The following is a 19,448-nucleotide window of genomic DNA, read 5'->3' on the forward strand; positions in this document are numbered from 1 at the left end:
TTTTTACCTTTCCAACTTGGGAATTTGCCTATTGAAGGAATTTTTCTGCTGCAGTATAGCCGGTTTGATAACTTTTCGAATCATGTGCCGACATACACGGGAAATGGTCGCGCCGGGGAATTGTAATCCGAAGTCAAATTTTTAGATGAGGGGCAACTGTTTCAGGGATAATTGGCCGATTGCAATTTTCGTGATGGAGTTTCGATGTCTGTTTCGTTGTCGCCAACCGGGCGTATTCCCGATTCCGTATCGCTGCCAGAGCTGACGATACGGGGCATCATTCTTGGTGCCTTGATTACCGTCGTTTTTACAGCGTCCAATGTTTATCTCGGCTTGAAAGTCGGCCTCACTTTTTCTTCGGCGATTCCAGCCGCAGTGATTTCGATGGCAGTGCTGCGCATGTTCAAGAGCGCCAATATCCTGGAAAACAATATGGTGCAGACCCAGGCTTCGGCGGCCGGCACCTTGTCTTCAATTATCTTCATCCTGCCGGGCCTGGTCATGATCGGCTACTGGCAAGGCTTCCCGTATTGGCAAACATTGGCGATCTGCGCCGCCGGCGGCATGCTGGGCGTGATGTTTACGATCCCGTTGCGTCATGCGATGGTGGTGCAGAGCGACCTGCCGTATCCGGAAGGCGTGGCGGCGGCGGAAATCCTGCGCGTCGGCAGCGCCGAACCGGAAATCGATGCAGCTACCGGTAAACAAGGCAAAGCTGAAACCGCATCGTCGACATCATGGCCGGCGGTATCACCGCAGCCGTGGTGACGCTGGCGGCATCCGGTTTCCGCGTGCTGAGCGAAGGTATCAACCTGTGGTTTGCCGCCGGCTCGGCAGTGGTTCGCATATCGGCTGGCTTTTCGCTGGCCTTGCTGGGTGCCGGTTACCTGATCGGTATCGTGGCCGGCATTGCCATGTTGATCGGCTTGCTGATCGCCTGGGGTGTGGCGGTACCGGTGCTGACTTCGATGCACAGCATGCCGGACGGCGTGACCTTGGCCAAGTATGCAACCGGCCTGTGGAGCAAGGACGTGCGCTTCATCGGCGCCGGCACCATCGGCGTGGCTGCAGTATGGACCTTGATCACGCTGATCAAGCCAATGCTGGAAGGCATCAAGACTTCGTTCCGCGCCCTGAGCGGCGGCAAAGGCCGCATCGACATCCCGCGCACTGAGCGCGACATGTCGCCAGGCTGGATCATCGCCATTACGCTGGTGCTGGTAGCGATCCTGGTTGGCACCTTTGCCAGCTTCCTGAGCGCGGCGCCATTGTCGGCCGGCATGGTCTGGGGCCTGGTTGCCTACAGCGTGCTGTTTGCGGTCATCTTCGGTTTCTTGATTGCTGCCGCCTGCGGTTACATGGCTGGCCTGATCGGTTCGTCGGCCAGCCCGATTTCCGGCGTCGGTATCGTCGCTGTGGTGCTGGTGTCGTTGCTGATCCTGCTGGTAGGCAGCGGCGACGGCCTGTTGGCAACCGAGAGTGGGAACAAGCTCGGCATTGCCTTGGCGATCTTCACGACTTCGGCGGTGATCGCGGTGGCGACCATCTCCAACGACAACCTGCAGGATCTGAAAACCGGCTGGCTGGTCGGCGCCACGCCTTGGCGGCAACAGGTGGCGCTGCTGATCGGTTGCGTGGTTGGCGCAGTTGTCATCCCGCCGGTGCTGGAATTGCTCTACAACGCCTACGGTTTTGCCGGCGCCATGCCGCGTGCCGACATGGATGTGGCGCATGCATTGTCGGCGCCGCAAGCGACGCTGATGACGGCAATCGCCACCGGAATTTTTACCCACCAGCTGAATTGGGACATGATCCTGATCGGCCTGGGTCTGGGCGTCGCGTTGGTGGTGGTCGATGAAATCCTGCGTCGTCGCGGCGGTGTTGCGCGCTTGCCGGTGCTGGCGGTCGGGATCGGCATCTACCTGCCGCCAACGGTGGCTTCGACACTGGTGCTGGGCACTTTGCTGGCCTGGGTCATAGAACGCATCCTGAAAAAACGTGCGCAGAAGGCTGGTCAGCCGTATGAACAATACGCCGAATCGTCGAACCGGCGCGGCGTCTTGCTGGCGTCGGGCCTGATCGTCGGCGAAAGCTTGGTTGGCGTGCTGCTGGCGGCCATCATCGGCTTCACTGGCAATGATTCGCCGCTGGCGTTGGTTGGCGCGTCCTTTGAAAATACTGCGCAGTGGCTGGGCTTGATTGTATTTGCGGCCGTGGCTTGGGTGTTTGCGCGTCGCGTGTTAACTGCACGCCAGGCAATCAGCGACTGACAAATCTGGGGTCGCTGAATTTTGTGGCGCATTGTGCAGGTTGAATAGACGAACGGATCGGGTCGATGACCCGGTCCATTTTTATTTGTGGGGCGTGAAACGACGCTGACTATCCATCAGTGCTGATGCCGATGATGGATGTCGGGATAATGCGCATGGCTATGGCTGATCGGCAGGTGTCGGTGCGAGTGGCTATGCGGTTCGCGGCCATCCCAGTCGAAATCGTGCTGGTGCTGGTGGTGCAGATCATGGCGATGGCTGTGGGCATGCTCTGTTTCTTCATGCGTATGCGGGTGATGGTGACTTTCCGTCAGATGCAGCCAGATTCCAACTGCCATTAATCCTGCGGCCAGCCAGAACAGGCCGCCAACCGAGTCGTGCAGCACCAGCAAGGATATCGCCGCACCGATGAATGGCGCCGCTGAAAAATACGCGCCGGTTCTGGCGCTGCCAAGGTGGCGCAACGCCAGCACGAACAGCACCAGGCTGACGCCATAGCCGGCAAAGCCGATCAACGCTGCGGCGCCGATGCTGGCGGCGGCGGCCATTGCGCTCCGAGCGAAAACGCCAACGTCAGGTTGACCGCCGCCGCTGCCAAGCCTTTGATGGCGGCGATCTGCACTGCGTCGCTGGCGGAAATGCGGCGCGTTAGATTATTGTCGATGGCCCAGCAAAGACAGGCCGCCAGGATCGCCAGCGGCCCCCATGGCACGCCGAATTCCGGCACTTGCTGCCACGACAACAGCACGCCTGCCAGCACGATGACCAGCATGCCGAGGACGATCCGGCGATCGAAATTTTCCTTGAATACAAACCAGGCAAGGGCGGCAGTCAGGACGCCTTCCATGTTGAGCAATAAGGACGCGCTGGAAGCCGGGGTCGACGACAGACCCAGCATCAGCAGGATCGGACCGCCAATGCCGCCGCTCAGAATGACCGCTGCAAGCCACGGCAAATCCTTGCGGCGCAAGCCGTCGCCGTCCTGTTCATTGCGCCGTAGGGCGCGGCGGACAACGTACCAGATCGACAAGCCGACGCCGCTGCCAAGATACAGCAGTCCCGCCAGCGTCACCGGTGACACATGGCCGACCAGCATCTTGGAAAACGGTGTGCTGGCGCCAAACAGCGCCGCGGCCAGCAATGCGTAGAGTGCACCTTGATGCATGTGTTTTTCCTTCAGTAGCAGAGGCGGATGCTTGTCCGTCTACTCGTGGTGCAAGGCGATCCCGAACTGTTCGGCCAATGCGCTGCGGCCGTCCGCCGTGATCGAGACCGCGCGAGAATGCTTGTTGCGGGTCAGCCACCCCAATTCGATCATGCGTTTCGCCAGCGTTGCACCCAATGCGCCGGCCAGGTGATCGCGGCGTTCGCTCCAGTCCAGGCAAGGATAGGCAAACTGGCGTCGGCTCTTCTGCAGGGCTTTGGTATCGATGCCGAATTCGCCGAACCAGGTTTCGCCTTGCTCTGTCAGCAAGAAGGTGCCGTCCTCGGTTTCCAGCAAGCCGCGCTTGACCAGCACATCGGTCAGTTGCGTGCCGAGCTTGCCGGCCAGATGGTCGTAGCAGAAGCGGGCGGTGCAGATGGCACTGCCGCCGGTAGCAGGCCCGACATGCTTGCGCTTCGGCGCAAACACCATCAGCGATTCGATCAGTCGCGCCACTTCCGGCGAGGCCAGGCGGAAATATTTGTGCCGGCCCTGCGTGGTCATGTCGAGCAGTTTGTCTTCCAGCAGCTGGCGCAGGTGGGTGGTTGCGGTTGCAGGCTTGATATCGGTGCCGTAGGCCAGCTCTTTGGCGGTCAGTGCACGTCCTTCCATCAGCAGCGCCAACATCTGGATACGGGTCGGATCGCCGATGGTGCGGGCTAGCCGGCTGAGGTCTGGTTCATCGTTCATAGTTTGATGGTAACCGTACTGTTGTTGTGTGACAAGTGCGCGCAACTGGCACAGAATCAAGGCTTGATTACTTTGGAGTCGCAGCAATGACAACCCCTCAATCGGCACCTGCAATCGACGGTGCCAACGCAGTTGTTAAGACAGCAATTCCGGCGGCAGGCTGGACCATTGCTGCCAGCAGCTTTGCCTTCATTATCGTCCAGCTCGACATCACCATCGTCAACGTCGCCTTGCCAAAAATCGGCAGCGATCTGCATGCGCCGGTCGCGGCGTTGCAATGGGTGGTTGATGCTTACACCTTGGGTTTTGCTGTATTCCTGTTGTCGGCCGGCGCGTTGGGCGACAAGTTCGGTTCCAAGAAACTGTTTCTGGCCGGCTTCCTGCTTTTTGCATTGACCTCGATGGCTTGCGGACTGGCGCCGAATGTCGGTTTCCTGAATGCCGCCCGCGCCTTGCAGGGTATTGGCGCGGCATTGCTGGTGCCGAGTTCGCTGGCGATTCTGAATCGCGCCTGTGCGCACGACAAGAAATTGTTGGCTAAGGCGATCGGCCTATGGACAGCCGCCGGTGGCGTGTCGATTGCCGCCGGTCCGGTGCTCGGTGGCTTGCTGTTGGCGACAGGCGGCTGGCGTAGCATCTTCTGGGTCAATATTCCGATTTGCGTGCTGGGATTTTTACTGACCTTGCGTGTGGTGCCGACGATTGCCGCCAAACAGCATACGGCCTCGTTCGATTGGCTCGGCCAGATACTCGCGATCCTGGCGCTGACGGGCCTGGTCGGCGCCGTCATTGAATTACATCCGCTTGGATTGCTGCATCCGCTGGTGCTCGCAGGTTTCGCTGTGGCGCTAATTGCGGGTGCGGCCTTTATCCTGGTTGAGAAAAAAGCTGCACATCCGATGTTGCCGCTGCAATTTTTTCGGCAGACCAGTTTTTCGGCAGCGGTGTTATTTGGTGTGCTGGTCAATTTTTCCTACTATGGCGTGATCTTTGTCATCAGTTTTTATCTGCAGAAGTTGCTGGGCTACAGCTCGCTGCAAGCCGGCCTGGCATTCCTGCCGCTGACGGCGACCTTCATTTTTTCCAATCTGGTCAGCGGCTGGCTGATCGGCCACGCCGGTATTCGCCTGCCAATGATGCTGGGTGGTGCAATCGGCGCCCTTGGCTACGGTTTGCTGGGCAGCATCGGCGTCGCCGAGCACGCCAGTTTCCTGCAGATGCTGCCGGGTTTCGTGCTGATTCCGGCAGGCATGGGCCTGGCAGTGCCGGCGATGACGACATCGATATTGTCCAGCGTCGAGAAGAACCGGGCGGGCACGGCATCGGCTGTGCTCAATACGGCGCGGCAGGTTGGTGGAGCGGTGGGAGTGGCGGTATTCGGTGCGCTGGTCAGCGACAGCTTTGGCGGCAACATGACCGATGGCGTCAAGATTGCGATGCTGACTGCGACGATACTGCTATTGATTGCTGCGGGATTGGGATATCTGGTGCGGCCACCGGCTCAAGTACGGCAGTAGATCGCAGGGGATGGAGAAAACGTCAAGGCCGGCTCGCCGATGCGGAATGCGGCGAGCCGGTCTTGCTGCATCAAATTACTTTTTTTCTTCGACGTGGTGGTGTTTCTTTGCCTTTTCATGATGACGATCATGCTTCTTATGCTCGACAGTCCTGCCTTCATAGCTTTGTGGCGTGCGATCGTTGCGGGCGTCGGGATGTCCTGCCAGCGGATTATCCATATTCTGGGCTTGGGCGAATGGTGTGAATGCGAGGAGAACAGCGGCAATGCCTAATAGCTTTTTCATATTCATTCCTTCCGGTGATTGGGTTTCACTATCCGCAGTTGCAGCGGCCTAAGCTATAAACGTCGCGACAGATATTCCGTTGACAAATACAATTGCGACAACGCAATCATGCCTTAAACACGCAGCCAGCGGACATAAAACCTTTCAAGGAGTCACGATTGAAAAAACGCCAATTCCTGTCGACCGCAGCAACCTCGATCTTCGCAGCCTTGGGCACGTCAGCCTATGCCGCGCCAGTCAAATCGACTACCCATTCAAGCGGCGCCGTCGTACTAACGATTGCCGGTGCAATTGAACGTAGTAATCGCGGCCCGACCGATCCCGTGATCGACCAGATGATGCACAAGCAGAATGTGCAGTTCGAGCGCGCGTTTACCTTTGACCTGGCAGCGCTGGAGAAACTGCCGCAGGTCACCATCAGTCCGACCCTGGAATACGACAGCAAGCCGCATCAGTTGCGCGGACCACGTCTGGCTGAGGTGCTCGATATGCTGGGTGCGAACAAGGCTGCGGAAACGCAGATCGTGTTCCACTCGGTCGATGGCTACATGCCGCAATTGTCCTTTTCCCAGCTACGGCAATACGGTTACATCCTGGCTACCCACATCGACGGCAAACCGCTGGCCATCGGCGGTTTCGGTCCGATCTTCGCCATTTACGACGCCGACCGCATTGCGGAACAAGCGCAAAAGCCGCTCAACCAGCGTTTTGCGCTGTGTCCATGGGGCTTGTATTGCATTGAAGTGGTTGCCAAGAAGTGAGGGCGGGCGCAGCCTGGTTTATCGTTCGCTGAATAGTTCGCCTTGCATCACGGACGGGTTATTGGCGACATCCTCTTTCCGCGACAGTGCGCTGGCGCGTACTCCTAGCAATCTCAGGCGCCGGTCCAGCGTGATGCGGCGCAGGCACTCGCCCGCTGCTTGGCGGATGGCGGCAGCATCGTCGGTTGCTTCGGGCAAGGTCAGGTCGCGCGTGGCGATGCGAAAATCGGCAAAACGCAGCTTGATGCCGATAGTCCGTGCGACATAGCCTTTTCGCTGCAGATCGCCGGCCAGGCGCACGCACAAGTCCGTGAAAATCGGCGTCAAGACGCCGCGGTCCAGCTTGGCGTGCAGATCGCGTTCAAAGGTGGTTTCGCGGCTGATCGATTTGGTTTCGGAGCTGGTGACAACCGGCCGTTCATCGAGGCCGTGCGAGGCGCGCATCAGCCACTCGCTGTAGGTGCGGCCGAAATTGTCCTGCAACAGCGCCGGATCGGCAGCCGCCACGTCGCCGATAGTCTGGATGCCCAGCGCCGCCAGTTTTTCCGCAGCCTTGGGCCCGATGCCGTTGACCTTGCTGGCGCGTAGCGGCCAGATGCGCGGCGCAACGTCGGCCTCCGTGATCACAGTCAGGCCGTTTGGCTTTTCCAGTTCTGAGCAAATCTTGGCCAGCAACTTGTTGGGCGCGATGCCGATGGAGCAGGACAAGCCGGTGGCGTTACGCACAGCGTCCTTGATACGCTGCGCCAGCACGCGTACATCGTCGTTGAATTCGGTCAGGTCGATATAGATTTCATCGATGCCGCGATCCTCGATCAACGGCGCAATGCTGGCTACGGCAGCCTTGAACAGCCGCGAATAGTGGCGATAGGATTCGAAATCGGTCGGCAGCAGCACGGCATCGGGCGCCAGTTTGGCGGCTTTCATCATGCCCATCGCGGAAAACACGCCCAATGCCCGTGCTTCATAAGTGGAGGTGGTGACGACGCCGCGGCCGACATAATCGCGCAGCTTGGCGTAGCGCCGCTGCCCATCTTCGCCGACTTCCGGGGTGTGCCTGGAGCCGCCTCCTATGACTACGGCCTGGCCGCGCAAGTCTGGGTAGCGCAGCAGCTCGACCGAGGCGTAGAAAGCGTCCATATCCAGATGTGCGATACGACGGATGTGCGAAACCATGAAGTCAATGATGTAAGAGATTCGATACGGCGACAGCATAACATCACTGTATAAAAACACAGTAATAAAAAATGCACTCGCCATTGCATTTTTACATGGCAATAAAGCAAATCTTTAGTCGCTGCCGTGCCGCTATTTATAGCACCGGACTCATCAGCCTGGCGACATGTATCGCCACACGGTACAAATAATGGAATTGGCGTATTCGCCGCTATCGATTTCATGGGCTTGCTCAAAATCGGCCAGTAGCATCGCCTCGACCTCGGCGGCGAAGGCAGGATCAATGTTCAACGAACTGATTTCAAAGTTGAGACGCAGCGAACGGTTATCGAGGTTCATGCTGCCGACAGCAGTGGTGTCGTCGTCGATCAGCATCACTTTTTGGTGGGTGAAGCCGGGCAGATAACGGAACACGCGGATGCCGGCGCGCACCGATTCGTGGGCATACAGTGTCGAGGCCATGTAGACCGTGCGGTGATCGGGGCGCGACGGAATCAGGATGCGCACATCAACGCCGCGAAATACCGCCAGCTGCAAGGCCGCCATCACTGCCGAATCGGGAACCAGGTAAGGCGACGTCAGCCACAGGCGCCGCTGGGCGGCGTGTATTGCTTCAACGAAAAACAGCGAGCAGGTCTCCTGAGCATCGGCCGGCCCAGTGGCGGCGATCAGGCTGGTTGCATTTCCGCCTTTATTACTGGCGTGCGGCGACAGCAAGCTGAGCAGGTCGCCGGTGATCCAGTGCCAGTTTTCATCAAAAGCCAGTTGCAGATCGGCCACTGCCGGCCCTTGCAATTCCATATGGGTATCGCGCCAAGGCGCCAGCGGCGGTTTGCGTCCCAGATATTCGTCGCCCACATTCAAGCCGCCGACAAAGCCGCGCCAACCGTCCACCACGACGATCTTGCGGTGATTGCGAAAGTTCAGCTGGAAGCGGTTGCGCCAGCGCCGTGTCGCAAACGGATGCACCTGCACGCCGCCCGCACGCAGGATATCGCTGTAGCTGTTCGGCAGATCATGGCTGCCGACCCGTCGTAGAGCACGTAGACGCGTACGCCAGCGGCGGCGCGCTCCAGTAACGCCGATTGCAGACGCCGACCAAGTTCGTCATCGTGAATGATGAAGAATTGCACCAATACGTAATGTTCAGCACTGGCGATGGCTGCGAAGATCGCGTCGAAGGCGGCCGCGCCGTTCACCAATAGGCGCAGGTGGTGGCCGCTGAGAAAGGGAACGCCCAGCATGGCGCTGATGGCTTTGAAACGCTGTGCGCCGGGATCGGCAGGATGGCGCGCAGCCAGCGCCAGTTGCTCAGGATCGTCCAGCTTGCGCAGGCGCGCCAGGCGCGAATGGTGCATCTCGACGTACCCGGAAAAGCGTTTGCTGCCGAGGAACAGGTAAGGCAGCAGCGTGAAATAGGGCAGTAGCACTAGCCCGAATACCCAAGCCACGGCGCCTTGCGGGGTGCGCGTATGCATCAGTGCATGCGCGGCGGCAAAGACGCCGGCGATGTGCAGCAGCAGGACGACAGTGGAAATCAGGGCAAACGGCAAATGCAGCATTCAGGCGGCTCCGGGTTGCGTGGAAACGTGCATGTTAGCCAATAAATCGACTCGCGGGTGAAGGGCGTCGCGATGGATTGTCCTGCTGCCGCATGCGCCGGTCATGCACGCTTGCGGGAGATTATTTCCTTGCCTGCAGCGCGATTTTTACGGCCAGACCAGCGAGCACGGTACCCATCAGCCAGCGCTGCACCAGCAACCAGCTCGGCCGGCTTGCCAGCATCCCGGCAATCGAGCCTGCGGCCAGCGTGACCATGGAATTGACGGCAACGCTGATGCCGATCTGGATCGCGCCCAATACCACCGATTGCACCAGGACGCTGGCGCCGTTCGGATCGATGAACTGCGGCAGCAGCGCAAGGTAGAGCAACGCCACCTTGGGATTAAGCAGGTTGGTGAACAGGCCCATCAAGAACAGCTTGCGATTGCTGTCGGCGGGCAGGTCGCGCACCGCAAACGGCGAGCGGCCTCCGGGTTTTACCGCCTGCCAGGCCAGATACAGCAGGTAGGCGGCGCCGCCGAAACGCAGCAGATCGTAGGCGAACGGCACGGCAAACAACAGGGCGGTGATACCCAAGGCCGCGCACAGCATATAGAAAAGAAATCCGGTAGCGACGCCGGCCAGTGACACAAATCCGGCTTTCGGGCCTTGGTAGATCGAACGTGAAATCAAGTAAATCATGTTGGGCCAGGCGTGAGCACCATGCCCAGCGCGACCAGTGCAAATCCCAGCAGTAAATTGACATTCGGCATAGTAGGCTCCAGGTAAGTGACAGGTCGGTTGAATTGGATCGATGGTGATATTTTGAGGTAAAAACCGTTGACGTAGATAACTATTTATCGATTTTTGTCGGATTGACCGGGAATGGATATTGAATTGAGTTTTTGGCGCAGAATGCAGAATGTTTGAATCAATTTTCACATCCTGTTGTCACACGGGTAGCCAAAATGGCTGTCGCTCGTTATATAAAGGAAGCTATAGATGAAGCTGTTACGTGTCGGCCCCAAGGGCCAGGAAATACCGGCGATTCTTGACGCCGCAGGCAAGGTGCGTGATCTGTCTGGCGTCGTCAATGACATCACCCCGCAGCATTTGGCTCCCGCCGGCCTGGCCCGGCTGCGTGAGATCGATCCAACCAGCTTGCCTGAGATTGCCACTCCCGGCCGCATCGGCACACCGTTTACCGGTGTGGGCAAATTCATGTGCGTCGGGCTGAACTATAGCGACCATGCCGCCGAATCCGGCCTGCCGGTGCCGTCGGAACCGATATTGTTCAACAAGTGGAATAGCTGCTTGGGCGGGCCTAATGACCCGATCGTGATGCCGAAGAACTCGGTCAAGACCGATTGGGAAGTTGAGCTGGGGGTGGTCATCGGCAGCAAAGCGCGCTATGTCGAGCTCGACCAGGCATTGCGGCATGTCGCCGGCTATTGCGTGATCAACGATGTTTCTGAGCGCGAGTATCAAATCGAGCGCAGCGGCACCTGGGACAAGGGCAAAGGCTGCGACACCTTCGGTCCGGTCGGTCCATGGCTGGTCACCGCCGATGAAGTCGCCGATCCGCAGAATCTGTCGTTGTGGCTGGAAGTGAACGGCAAGCGTTTCCAGAACGGTAACACCAAGACCATGATTTTCGATGTCGCGTTCCTGGTGCATTACATTAGCCAGTTCGCCACGCTGTATCCTGGCGATATCATTTCCACCGGCACGCCGCCAGGAGTCGGCATGGGGCAGAACCCGCAGGTCTTCCTCAAGCACGGCGATGTGGTGCGGCTCGGCATCGATGGCTTGGGCGAGCAGCAACAAACAGTGCATGCATGGAATGCAGAGTTGCTTGATTAAATGTGTGATTAACCGCTTGATTACATAACGTGATTCGGCGTCTGCATGATCGGTTTGCAGGCACCGTTGCGGGCAATTGCCGGAGGCCGACGCAAGCGCGGCCTGAACTTTCAATCGCTGCCTGTCTCAGGCAGAAAATCGCTATCGATAAAACTGTTTGGCGATGTTGATTTGTGCTGCTACAGCACAAGTGTTGTTCTGATTCATTGGATTGTGTGCGCTGTTGGAATAAATAATAATGAATTGCAACACGGCATCATGACGCCGCGCAATGCGGTTTCACTCCGACGATGTCCAACAGACAAGGCGATTGCGATGAAATCCGAAAACATTCACCAACTGCAGACCAGGCAGCAAGCGTTCGGTCCGATTTATCTTGCCGAAGACCAGACCATCTCGATCCAGAGATCCCTGAAGGAAGGAGAGCGAATCAAATGCCTGAGTGGCCTGTTGTGGATCACCGCTGAAAACTTCAAGGGCGATATCTTCTTGAACGAAAACAAGGACATTGAAATGCACGGCGCCAAACACATTGTGATTACGGCGCTGAAGTCCTCGAGTTTTACTTACGAACAGTCGCATTAGGATTTCAATCGCCGCCCGGTATAGACCAGGGCAAGGCAGTGCCCGACCATCGCGTACAGGGCAAATAGCGTAAGATTTGGCCATTGTTCACCAAGACCGTGGAGTGTGCCAATGTCTTTCGATGTCGATCTGTTTGTAATTGGGGCCGGCTCCGGCGGCGTGCGCGCCGCGCGCTTTTCGGCTGGGTTCGGCGCCCGTGTGGCGGTGGCGGAAAGCCGCTATCTGGGCGGCACCTGCGTCAACGTTGGCTGCGTGCCGAAGAAATTCCTGGTCTATGGCGCCCACTACAGCGAGGATTACGCTGTCGCGTCGAGCTTTGGCTGGACCAGCGGCAAGCCGCAGTTCGACTGGCCGACGCTGATCGCCAACAAGAATCGCGAAATCCATCGCCTTAACAATGTCTATCGCGGCCTGCTGGAAAACAGCGGCGTCGCGCTGTACGAAGGGCATGCCAGATTGCTCGATCCGCACACGGTCGAGATCAACGGACAGCGCATCAGCGCCGCCAACATCCTGATCGCTACCGGCGGCTGGCCACAGGTGCCGGATATTCCGGGCCGCGAATATGCGACCACGTCCAACGAAGCTTTCTTCCTGAAGGAAATGCCGCGCCGTGTGCTGGTGATCGGCGGCGGCTATATTGCGGTTGAATTTGCTTCGATCTTCCATGGCCTTGGCGCCCGGACCAGCCTGCTGTATCGTGGTGATCTGTTCCTGCGGGGCTTCGATCAGGGCGTGCGCGAGCACCTGAAGGATGAATTCACCAAGAAGGGCGTCGACCTGCAATTCAAGGCCGATATCGCCCGTATCGACAAGCGCTTAGACGGCAGTCTGACCGCGACCTTGCAGGATGGCCGCGTGTTAGAGACCGATTGTGTGTTCTATGCTACTGGCCGGCGGCCGATGCTGGATGATCTCGGCCTGGAAAATGTCAATGTGGCGCTGACCGACAAAGGTTTTGTCAAGGTCGACCAGGAGTATCGCAGCTCGGAGCCATCAATCCTGGCGCTGGGCGACGTCATCGGCCGCGTGCAGTTGACGCCGGTGGCGCTGGCGGAAGGCATGGCAGTGGCGCGGCGCTTGTTTCGGCCTGACGAATATCATTCGGTCGATTATCAACTGATTCCGACTGCGGTATTCAGCTTGCCGAATATCGGCACGGTTGGTTTGAGCGAAGAGCAGGCGCGCAGCGCCGGCCATCAGTTGAAAATATTTGAAACCCGTTTCCGGCCGATGAAGCTGAGCCTGGGCGATTTCCACGAAAAGACCTTCATGAAGCTGGTGGTTGATGCTGTCAGCGACAAGGTGCTGGGTTGCCACATGGTGGGGCCGGACGCCGGCGAGATTATCCAGGGCATCGCCGTGGCCCTGCGTGCGGGCGCCACCAAGCGCGTGTTCGACGAGACCATCGGTATCCACCCAACGTCGGCAGAAGAATTCGTCACGCTGAGAACGCCGCTGCCGGCCTGACGACGAGTCCGGCATGTCGACAATGGCTTTTGCCTGGGCCACAATGCCTTCCGTAGAAATCAAACATCATGCACAGCATCTATGACTGACAATAAAAAACCGGAATCACCTAGTGAAGACGAAGCCGCAGGTTTCACCCGTCGCCGTTTCCTCGGCAGCGTCGTTGCAGTGGGCGCCACACTGGCCTTGTCCGATTGCGCCAGCGACGCCAGCCAGCAGATTGCCGACGCGTCGCAGGAACGGCAGCTGGACAAGAAGCTGCAGGCCGCCGTCAAGCATGTCGTAGTGATCTACGCCGAAAACCGCAGCTTCAATAATTTATACGGCAATTTCCCCGGAGTGCAAAAGCCATTGGCACAGGTTGCCCAGGCACGTTTCACGCAACTGGATCGGGACGGCAAGACAGCATTGCCGCAGTTCCCGAAAATCTGGGGCGGCATGGTGCCGCAGGCGCAGCAGGTCGATGGCCAGCGCTACATGATTGCAGAGGACCAGATCACCGGTTTGCCGAACGCGCCTTTCAAACTGTCCGACCAGTACGGCAAACCGCTGCCGCAAGGCGTCATCACGCGCGATCTGTGGCACAAGTTTTACCAGAATCAGATGCAGATCAACGGCGGCAGGAACGATCAGTTCGTTGCCTGGGCCGATTCCGGCGCGCTGACCATGGGGCACTACGGCGAAACCGCCAGCAAGCTGCGCCTGTGGAAGCTGGCCGAGCAATACACGCTGTGCGACAATTTTTTCATGTCGGCGTTTGGCGGCTCTTATCTCAACCATATTTTCCTGGTGTCCGGCCAGACGCCTTTCTATCCCGATGTGCATAACAGCCCGGCGCGTCATAACGTGTCGAAGGTAGAGGGCGACGATCCGACCGGCGCCCGTTTGCAGCTGGCTGAACATAACCCGGCTTCGGCGCTGGATGGCCCGCCCAAATTCGAGCGCGACCGGGCCATCACGCCGGACGGTTATGCAGTCAACACCATGGCGCCGCCGTACCAGCCGAGCTTCGTCAAGCCGGCGCCGGGTGGCGATACTGCATATGCCGACGCCAGCGATCCGATGGTGCTGCCGCCGCAAACCTATCCGACCATCGGTGACCGCTTGTCGGAAAAGGGCATCAGTTGGGCCTGGTATGCCGGCGCCTGGCAAGTAGCGCTGGCTGGCAAAGCCAACGACGACGCGGTGCCGAATTTTCAGTTTCATCACCAGCCGTTCAACTATTTCAAAAGTTTTGCGCCGGGAACCCCCATGCGCGAGGCCCATCTGAAAGACGCCGGCCTGGGGGATGATCCTTCTACCAATAAATTTCTCGCCGATGTTGATGCCGGGCGGCTGCCGCCAGTCACGTTCTACAAGCCTCAGGGCAACCTCAACTTGCACGCCGGTTATGCCGATGTCGAGTCGGGCGACCGCCACATTGCCAATGTGATCGCCCATCTGCAGCGCGGGCCGCAATGGGAAAACATGGTGGTGATCGTCACGCACGATGAAAACGGCGGTTGGTGGGACCATGTGGCGCCGCCGAAGGGCGATCGCTGGGGGCCGGGGTCGCGGATTCCGGCGACGATCATTTCGCCTTACGCCAAAAAGGGCTTCGTCGACCATACGGTCTATGACACGACCTCGATCATGCGTTTCATCACCCGCCTGCACGGCTTGCGCAAGCTTGATGCGTTGGTCGCGCGTGACGCGGCTTTCCGTGCCAACGGCCTGCCGCCATTGGGCGACTTGACGAATACGTTGAGCCTTGGCTAAGGCGTGTTCCGCAGCTTTTGAGATTGTCAGAAGCCAACGACGCTACCATCGATGAAGTGACGGTAGCGTTGCTGCGCATGCTGCCAGCGATTCATCAGGTCAGCGAAATTCGTCTTCCGTGGTTTTTGTCGCGCCGGAGCGTCGTATTTCACGTCCGGCGTCGGAAGCTCAGGAAATCGTCGAAGATCGGCACGATCGCCAGGCATGTCAACAGCGCGGCCAGCGGCGCCGTGGCGATGAAGCCGATCTGCTTGAAACCAATCGCGCCGAACAGCCCACCGCAGAAAAATAACGTTACCAGTGTGGTCAGCAAGCGCAATTTGTTGCGATCGGCCACCACGTGCAGCCGATTGTCGCTTGGTTTGACTTTGTTCCAATAGACCAGCTTGCCGATTTCAATGCCGATATCCGTGACCATGCCGGTCATGTGCGTCGTGCGTATTTCAGCTTTCGAAATTTTTGTGATGATGGCGTTTTGCAACCCCATGATGTAGCACAGCAGCAGTACCGTCAACGGCACGAACAGCCATTTGTGCCCTTCCAGATTGCCTCCCAGCAGACCGAACAGCAATAGCAGCGCCGCTTCCAGCATCAATGGCAGCGCATATTCCGCGTGCAATTCCTGTCGACGTCCCCAATTGATGAGTAGGGCGGACGACACTGCGCCCAGCAGGAATGAGAGCAGGGCGGCCAGGCCGGCCAGCATCAGGCCAATGGACCCTAACGCCAGATTATCTGCCATCGCGGAAATGATGCCGGACATGTGGGACGTATATTGCCCGACAGCGAGGAAGCCGCCGGCATTGATGGCGCCGGCGATAAAGCACAGGAACATGGCCAGATGGCGGTTTGCTTCCTGGCTGCGGTCTTTGCCGGTCAGTTTTCTCAGGTAGGGAATGGGCATTTTCTTTAGCGTCATGTTGTTTGTGCCGGGTTCATCTTACGCCGAGTTGAAGTCAATCCGCGGATTTGATTGGTCGGTGCTGATGGCCTGTCGTCCGCCATTTTGAATGATATTGATTTTACATGCCGTTAAATTAACGGGACTTACGGTAATTGGCTGCGTATACTGTGGCGACGGTGTCGAAGATTGTAAGCGCATTTGCGAGCTAATTTTGTTGTCTGTATGGCATGGAAAATTATGGAAATTGAATTGAAGTTGTTGCTGGCCCCTGCCGACGTCGCGCGTTTTCGACGCCACCCTCTGCTCAAGAAGTATGCGAGCGGCAAGCCACGTCCGCAACAATTGACCAGCATTTATTTCGATACGCCCGACCTGTATCTGAAACAGAACCGCACTGCGCTGCGGGTGCGCAAGGTCGGGACGCGCTGGATCCAGACCTGCAAGAGCGGCGGACGCGTGGACACAGGATTGCACCAGCGGCCGGAGTGGGAGTCGCAGGTGGCATCCGCGGTGCCGGATCTGGACGCCCTGCGCGCGCTGATCGACGGCGAATCGCCGCTCGCGGGATTGTTATCGCCCCCTAATCTGGCGCAACGCCTGCAGCCGATTTTCACTACGACGTTCCGTCGCACCATCTGGTTGTTGCGGCTGGCCGGCGGCGCCGAAGTGGAGCTCGCCTTGGATCAGGGGGACGTACGGCGCGATGCAAACAGCCAGCCCATCAGCGAGATCGAACTGGAGCTGAAATCCGGTGCGCCGGCAGCCTTGTTCGAATTTGCGCTGGAGTTGCAGCGTGATTTGCCATTGCGTGTCGCCAATGTCAGCAAGGCCGAGCGTGGCTATGCGCTGCATGCGCCGCAACCGCCTTCGGTGTTACGGGCGCAGGCGCTCTGGCTGGCGCCGGATTTGACGCTAGAGCAGGGGTTCCTGCAACTGGTCGGTAGCTGCCTGACGCAGGTGCAAGGCAATGAAGAGGGCGTGGCGCACGGTGTCGATCCGGAAAACGTGCACCAGATGCGGGTCGGCTTGCGGCGTTTGCGCGCCACGCTGGACCTGTTCAAAAAGCGTATGCCGATACCTTCCGAGATATTGCAGCAAATCGCCTGGCTGGGAGGTGCACTGGGTCCGGCACGCGACTGGGAAGTGCTGGCAATGGCGACATTGTCGGATGTGATCGCAGCGTGCCCTGATAGCCCGGAGCTCGATCAGTTGCGTCAGCTGGCGTATCAGGAAGCTGCCCGCCAGCGCCATATTGCTGCGGCTGCCATCGAGTCGCCGACTTATTCTCGGTTGCTGCTGCAGATCGGCGCTTGGCTCAATGCACAGCGCTGGCGCGATGGGCTGAGCGCACCCCAGTTGGATGCGCTGGCGGCGCCGCTGCAGAAATTCGCCACGAAAAACTGTCGGCTTTGCAGGAAAAATTACTCAAGCGCGGTGACCATCTCTCTCATTGCAGTGCTGGACGTCGTCATCGAGCAAGGATCGCAGCCAAGAAATTGCGCTACGCAGTGGAATTTTTCGAATCTTATTTGCCGGCTAAACGGCAGCACGCCTTCATTGGTGCGCTTGGCGGACTGCAGGACGCCATGGGCAAGTCTAATGACGCCAGCGTGGCGGCCAGGCTGTTGGCGCAGATTGCAATGGCGCAGCCCGAATTGTCGCCCCAGTGCGACCTGGCGGTGGCTTCGCTAGAGGCGATGAACAAGGATCGCCAATTGGAGACGGTTCGTTTGTGGCGCAAATTCAAGACCCTGAAAGCGCCAATGAAGGCCGGTCAGCGGCGGTAAAGGCCTTGTAACAACTGCTGCGCCATGGCAGCATTTGATGCAAAATATGCCCGCCGAGCTTTTCCTGTAACGCAGTGGATGAAGGTGAGCGGAGTCGGCGAGTTGCGTTTCCGTGTGCGAAACGCCCCGCGGGAAACAACCGGAGTTGAATATGACCTACGAAGAATACCTGGATGAAGTCACTACTTTGATGGTAGAGATCTATGAATTGTCCGATGCTGCCGCCATCAAGTTCGTGATGCGCGCCCAAGCCGCCGATTTCTTTACCTTGCACGACGACGATCCGGCCATGCGCACGCTGGAGCGTGCTCGCGCGGATGCCAAAACCATCTACGAACAGCGTAACAAGTCGCGTCCCGAGTTGTATCGTAAATAAACGTGCGGCGGTTACAATAGCCGCCCGCATTATTGACCTCATTCGATACCTTACCTATGACAGAATCCATCCGCCTTGCCAAATACCTGGCCGAACAGCAAGCCTGTTCGCGCCGCGAAGCCGAACAATATATCGAGGGCGGGTGGGTCAAGGTCGACGGCGTGGTGGTGGAAGAGCCGGGATTTCGTATCAATGCCCGGCAAAAAATCGAGCTGGCGCCGGAGGCCAGCCTTGAATCCCAGGATCCAGTCACCATCCTGTTTCACAAACCGGCTGGCCTCGATCTGTTTGCCGATTCACAATTGCCGGTGGCAGAACTCGCTTCACGCCTGATCCTCGCCGACAAACGGGCTGCGGACGATCGCGCCGAGCTGCGTTTCCTGAAGCGCCATTTATCGAATCTGACGCTGATTGAACCGCTCGAAACCATGGCGAGCGGCCTGCTGATCTTCAGCCAGGATTGGCGTGTCACGCGCAAGCTGGTCGACGATGCGGCGAAGATCGAACATGAATACATCGTGGAAGTTGCCGGCGATATCGTTGACGATGGCTTGAAATTATTGAATCACGGCTTGAGTTTCAATCGCAAGCCGCTGCCGCCGATCAAGGTGAGCTGGCAGAACGAGACGCGTTTGCGCTTTGCGTTGAAGGCACCGCCGCGGGGCCTGATCGTGCATATGTGCGATCAGGTTGGCTTGCAGGCGGTGGCAATCAAGCGGATTCGCATTGGGCGCGTGCCGATGGCGGGCTTGGCCGTTGGTGAGTGGCGTTATCTGCTGGGTTACGAACGGTTTTGAAGCGTCTCTGAGGACGCTTTGCGGCCAGATAGCTACGGCAGCGCGTAGCTCGGATCAGTAGTTAAATGGGGTCAGAGTTTTTTTTCGGCGGGGGTTTTGCCGAAAATTACTCTGACCCCTTTTAACGGGCCACGGAGTGAGTGCGGTGATGCATCAGCCTTTTTCGTCTGACGTTACTTAAAACGGTTTCTACTCCGTGGAAGCTTGCCGGGGGTAGCCCGGCAGCTAGTTACTTTTCTTGCTTCGCCAAGAAAAGTAACCAAAAGAAGGCGATCGCACAGCCGTTGCCCGCCGTTGGCGGGTTCCCAAATGAGACGTGCGCCAGTCGGATGGGACACAAACTCGCTGCGCTCAAACATGTGTCCCATAATTCCCGACTGTCGCCCGTCCCATTTGGCAACGTCAGCATGCGAGAAGTCAAAAGCAACGACAACTGCAACGTCAAAACCAACAACAACGTCAA

At 58.3% G+C, this 19,448-nt stretch carries 11 protein-coding genes and 6 pseudogenes; 10 read left to right on the forward strand and 7 right to left on the reverse strand.

Annotated features, from left to right (window positions below; genetic code table 11):
* Window positions 1-204 precede the first annotated feature (204 nt).
* Window positions 205-2,270, forward strand: a pseudogene (locus CAter10_RS09955) (OPT family oligopeptide transporter).
* A gap of 116 nt (window positions 2,271-2,386) precedes the next feature.
* Here the strand turns inward: CAter10_RS09955 and CAter10_RS09960 are convergent.
* Both CAter10_RS09960 and CAter10_RS09965 read right to left on the reverse strand, forming a co-directional pair.
* Window positions 2,387-3,435 (reverse strand): annotated as a pseudogene (locus CAter10_RS09960) (DMT family transporter).
* A 39-nt stretch (window positions 3,436-3,474) separates the two neighbouring features.
* The gene (locus CAter10_RS09965; RefSeq protein WP_061535266.1) at window positions 3,475-4,164 is read right to left on the reverse strand and encodes an ArsR/SmtB family transcription factor; all 690 of its coding nucleotides are present in this window, start codon (window positions 4,162-4,164) and stop codon (window positions 3,475-3,477) included.
* 86 nt (window positions 4,165-4,250) lie between these two features.
* Here CAter10_RS09965 and CAter10_RS09970 point away from each other — a divergent pair, with 86 nt between their 5' ends.
* On the forward strand, window positions 4,251-5,681 hold the full coding sequence (locus CAter10_RS09970; protein ID WP_061533289.1) for an MFS transporter: 1,431 nt from the start codon (window positions 4,251-4,253) through the stop codon (window positions 5,679-5,681).
* Between the two features lie 75 nt (window positions 5,682-5,756).
* On the opposite strand, the gene CAter10_RS22355 is transcribed toward CAter10_RS09970, so the two are convergent.
* A complete protein-coding gene (locus tag CAter10_RS22355; RefSeq protein ID WP_128083027.1) occupies window positions 5,757-5,966 on the reverse strand; it encodes a hypothetical protein in 210 nt (69 codons plus the stop codon).
* A 158-nt stretch (window positions 5,967-6,124) separates the two neighbouring features.
* On the opposite strand from CAter10_RS22355, the gene CAter10_RS09980 reads away from it, so the two are divergent.
* Window positions 6,125-6,727 carry a putative pterin-binding protein gene (locus CAter10_RS09980; protein ID WP_061533291.1) on the forward strand — a complete coding sequence of 201 codons (603 nt, stop codon included), beginning with the start codon at window positions 6,125-6,127 and terminating at the stop codon, window positions 6,725-6,727.
* An 18-nt stretch (window positions 6,728-6,745) separates the two neighbouring features.
* Here CAter10_RS09980 and dinB read toward each other — a convergent pair whose 3' ends face one another.
* The 3 genes and pseudogenes from dinB to CAter10_RS09995 all read right to left on the reverse strand — a co-directional run bounded on the left by dinB (window position 6,746) and on the right by CAter10_RS09995 (window position 10,218).
* Window positions 6,746-7,903, reverse strand: coding sequence for a DNA polymerase IV (gene dinB, locus CAter10_RS09985; protein ID WP_061535267.1), 1,158 nt, complete (start codon window positions 7,901-7,903; stop codon window positions 6,746-6,748).
* 136 nt (window positions 7,904-8,039) lie between these two features.
* Window positions 8,040-9,465, reverse strand: a pseudogene (cls, locus tag CAter10_RS09990) (cardiolipin synthase).
* A gap of 121 nt (window positions 9,466-9,586) precedes the next feature.
* Window positions 9,587-10,218, reverse strand: a pseudogene (locus CAter10_RS09995) (LysE family translocator).
* Between the two features lie 229 nt (window positions 10,219-10,447).
* On the opposite strand from CAter10_RS09995, the gene CAter10_RS10000 reads away from it, so the two are divergent.
* The 4 genes from CAter10_RS10000 (at window position 10,448) to CAter10_RS10015 (ending at window position 15,121) form a co-directional block, all read left to right on the forward strand.
* The gene (locus CAter10_RS10000; protein WP_061533292.1) at window positions 10,448-11,308 is read left to right on the forward strand and encodes a fumarylacetoacetate hydrolase family protein; all 861 of its coding nucleotides are present in this window, start codon (window positions 10,448-10,450) and stop codon (window positions 11,306-11,308) included.
* A gap of 45 nt (window positions 11,309-11,353) precedes the next feature.
* Window positions 11,354-11,893 (forward strand): DUF2917 domain-containing protein, encoded by a 540-nt coding sequence (locus CAter10_RS10005; RefSeq protein WP_061533293.1) that lies wholly within the window; start codon window positions 11,354-11,356, stop codon window positions 11,891-11,893.
* Between the two features lie 111 nt (window positions 11,894-12,004).
* Window positions 12,005-13,363: a glutathione-disulfide reductase gene (gorA, locus tag CAter10_RS10010; RefSeq protein ID WP_061533294.1), complete on the forward strand. Its 1,359-nt coding sequence runs from the start codon at window positions 12,005-12,007 to the stop codon at window positions 13,361-13,363.
* Between the two features lie 81 nt (window positions 13,364-13,444).
* Window positions 13,445-15,121: an acid phosphatase gene (locus tag CAter10_RS10015; protein WP_061533295.1), complete on the forward strand. Its 1,677-nt coding sequence runs from the start codon at window positions 13,445-13,447 to the stop codon at window positions 15,119-15,121.
* Window positions 15,122-15,296: 175 nt separating this feature from the next.
* Here CAter10_RS10015 and CAter10_RS10020 read toward each other — a convergent pair.
* Window positions 15,297-16,025 (reverse strand): annotated as a pseudogene (locus tag CAter10_RS10020) (YoaK family protein); the annotation flags it as partial.
* A gap of 237 nt (window positions 16,026-16,262) precedes the next feature.
* On the opposite strand from CAter10_RS10020, the pseudogene CAter10_RS10025 reads away from it, so the two are divergent.
* From CAter10_RS10025 to CAter10_RS10035, 3 genes and pseudogenes are all read left to right on the forward strand, one after another.
* Window positions 16,263-17,812, forward strand: a pseudogene (locus CAter10_RS10025) (CYTH and CHAD domain-containing protein).
* Window positions 17,813-17,963: 151 nt separating this feature from the next.
* Complete coding sequence (locus CAter10_RS10030) at window positions 17,964-18,188, forward strand: hypothetical protein (protein ID WP_061533297.1); 225 nt, start codon at window positions 17,964-17,966, stop codon at window positions 18,186-18,188.
* 56 nt (window positions 18,189-18,244) lie between these two features.
* Entirely contained in the window at window positions 18,245-18,985 is a 741-nt protein-coding gene (locus CAter10_RS10035) for an rRNA pseudouridine synthase (RefSeq protein WP_061533298.1), read from the forward strand.
* Window positions 18,986-19,448 lie beyond the last annotated feature (463 nt).

The organism is Collimonas arenae, assembly GCF_001584165.1.
GTDB lineage: Bacteria > Pseudomonadota > Gammaproteobacteria > Burkholderiales > Burkholderiaceae_D > Collimonas > Collimonas arenae.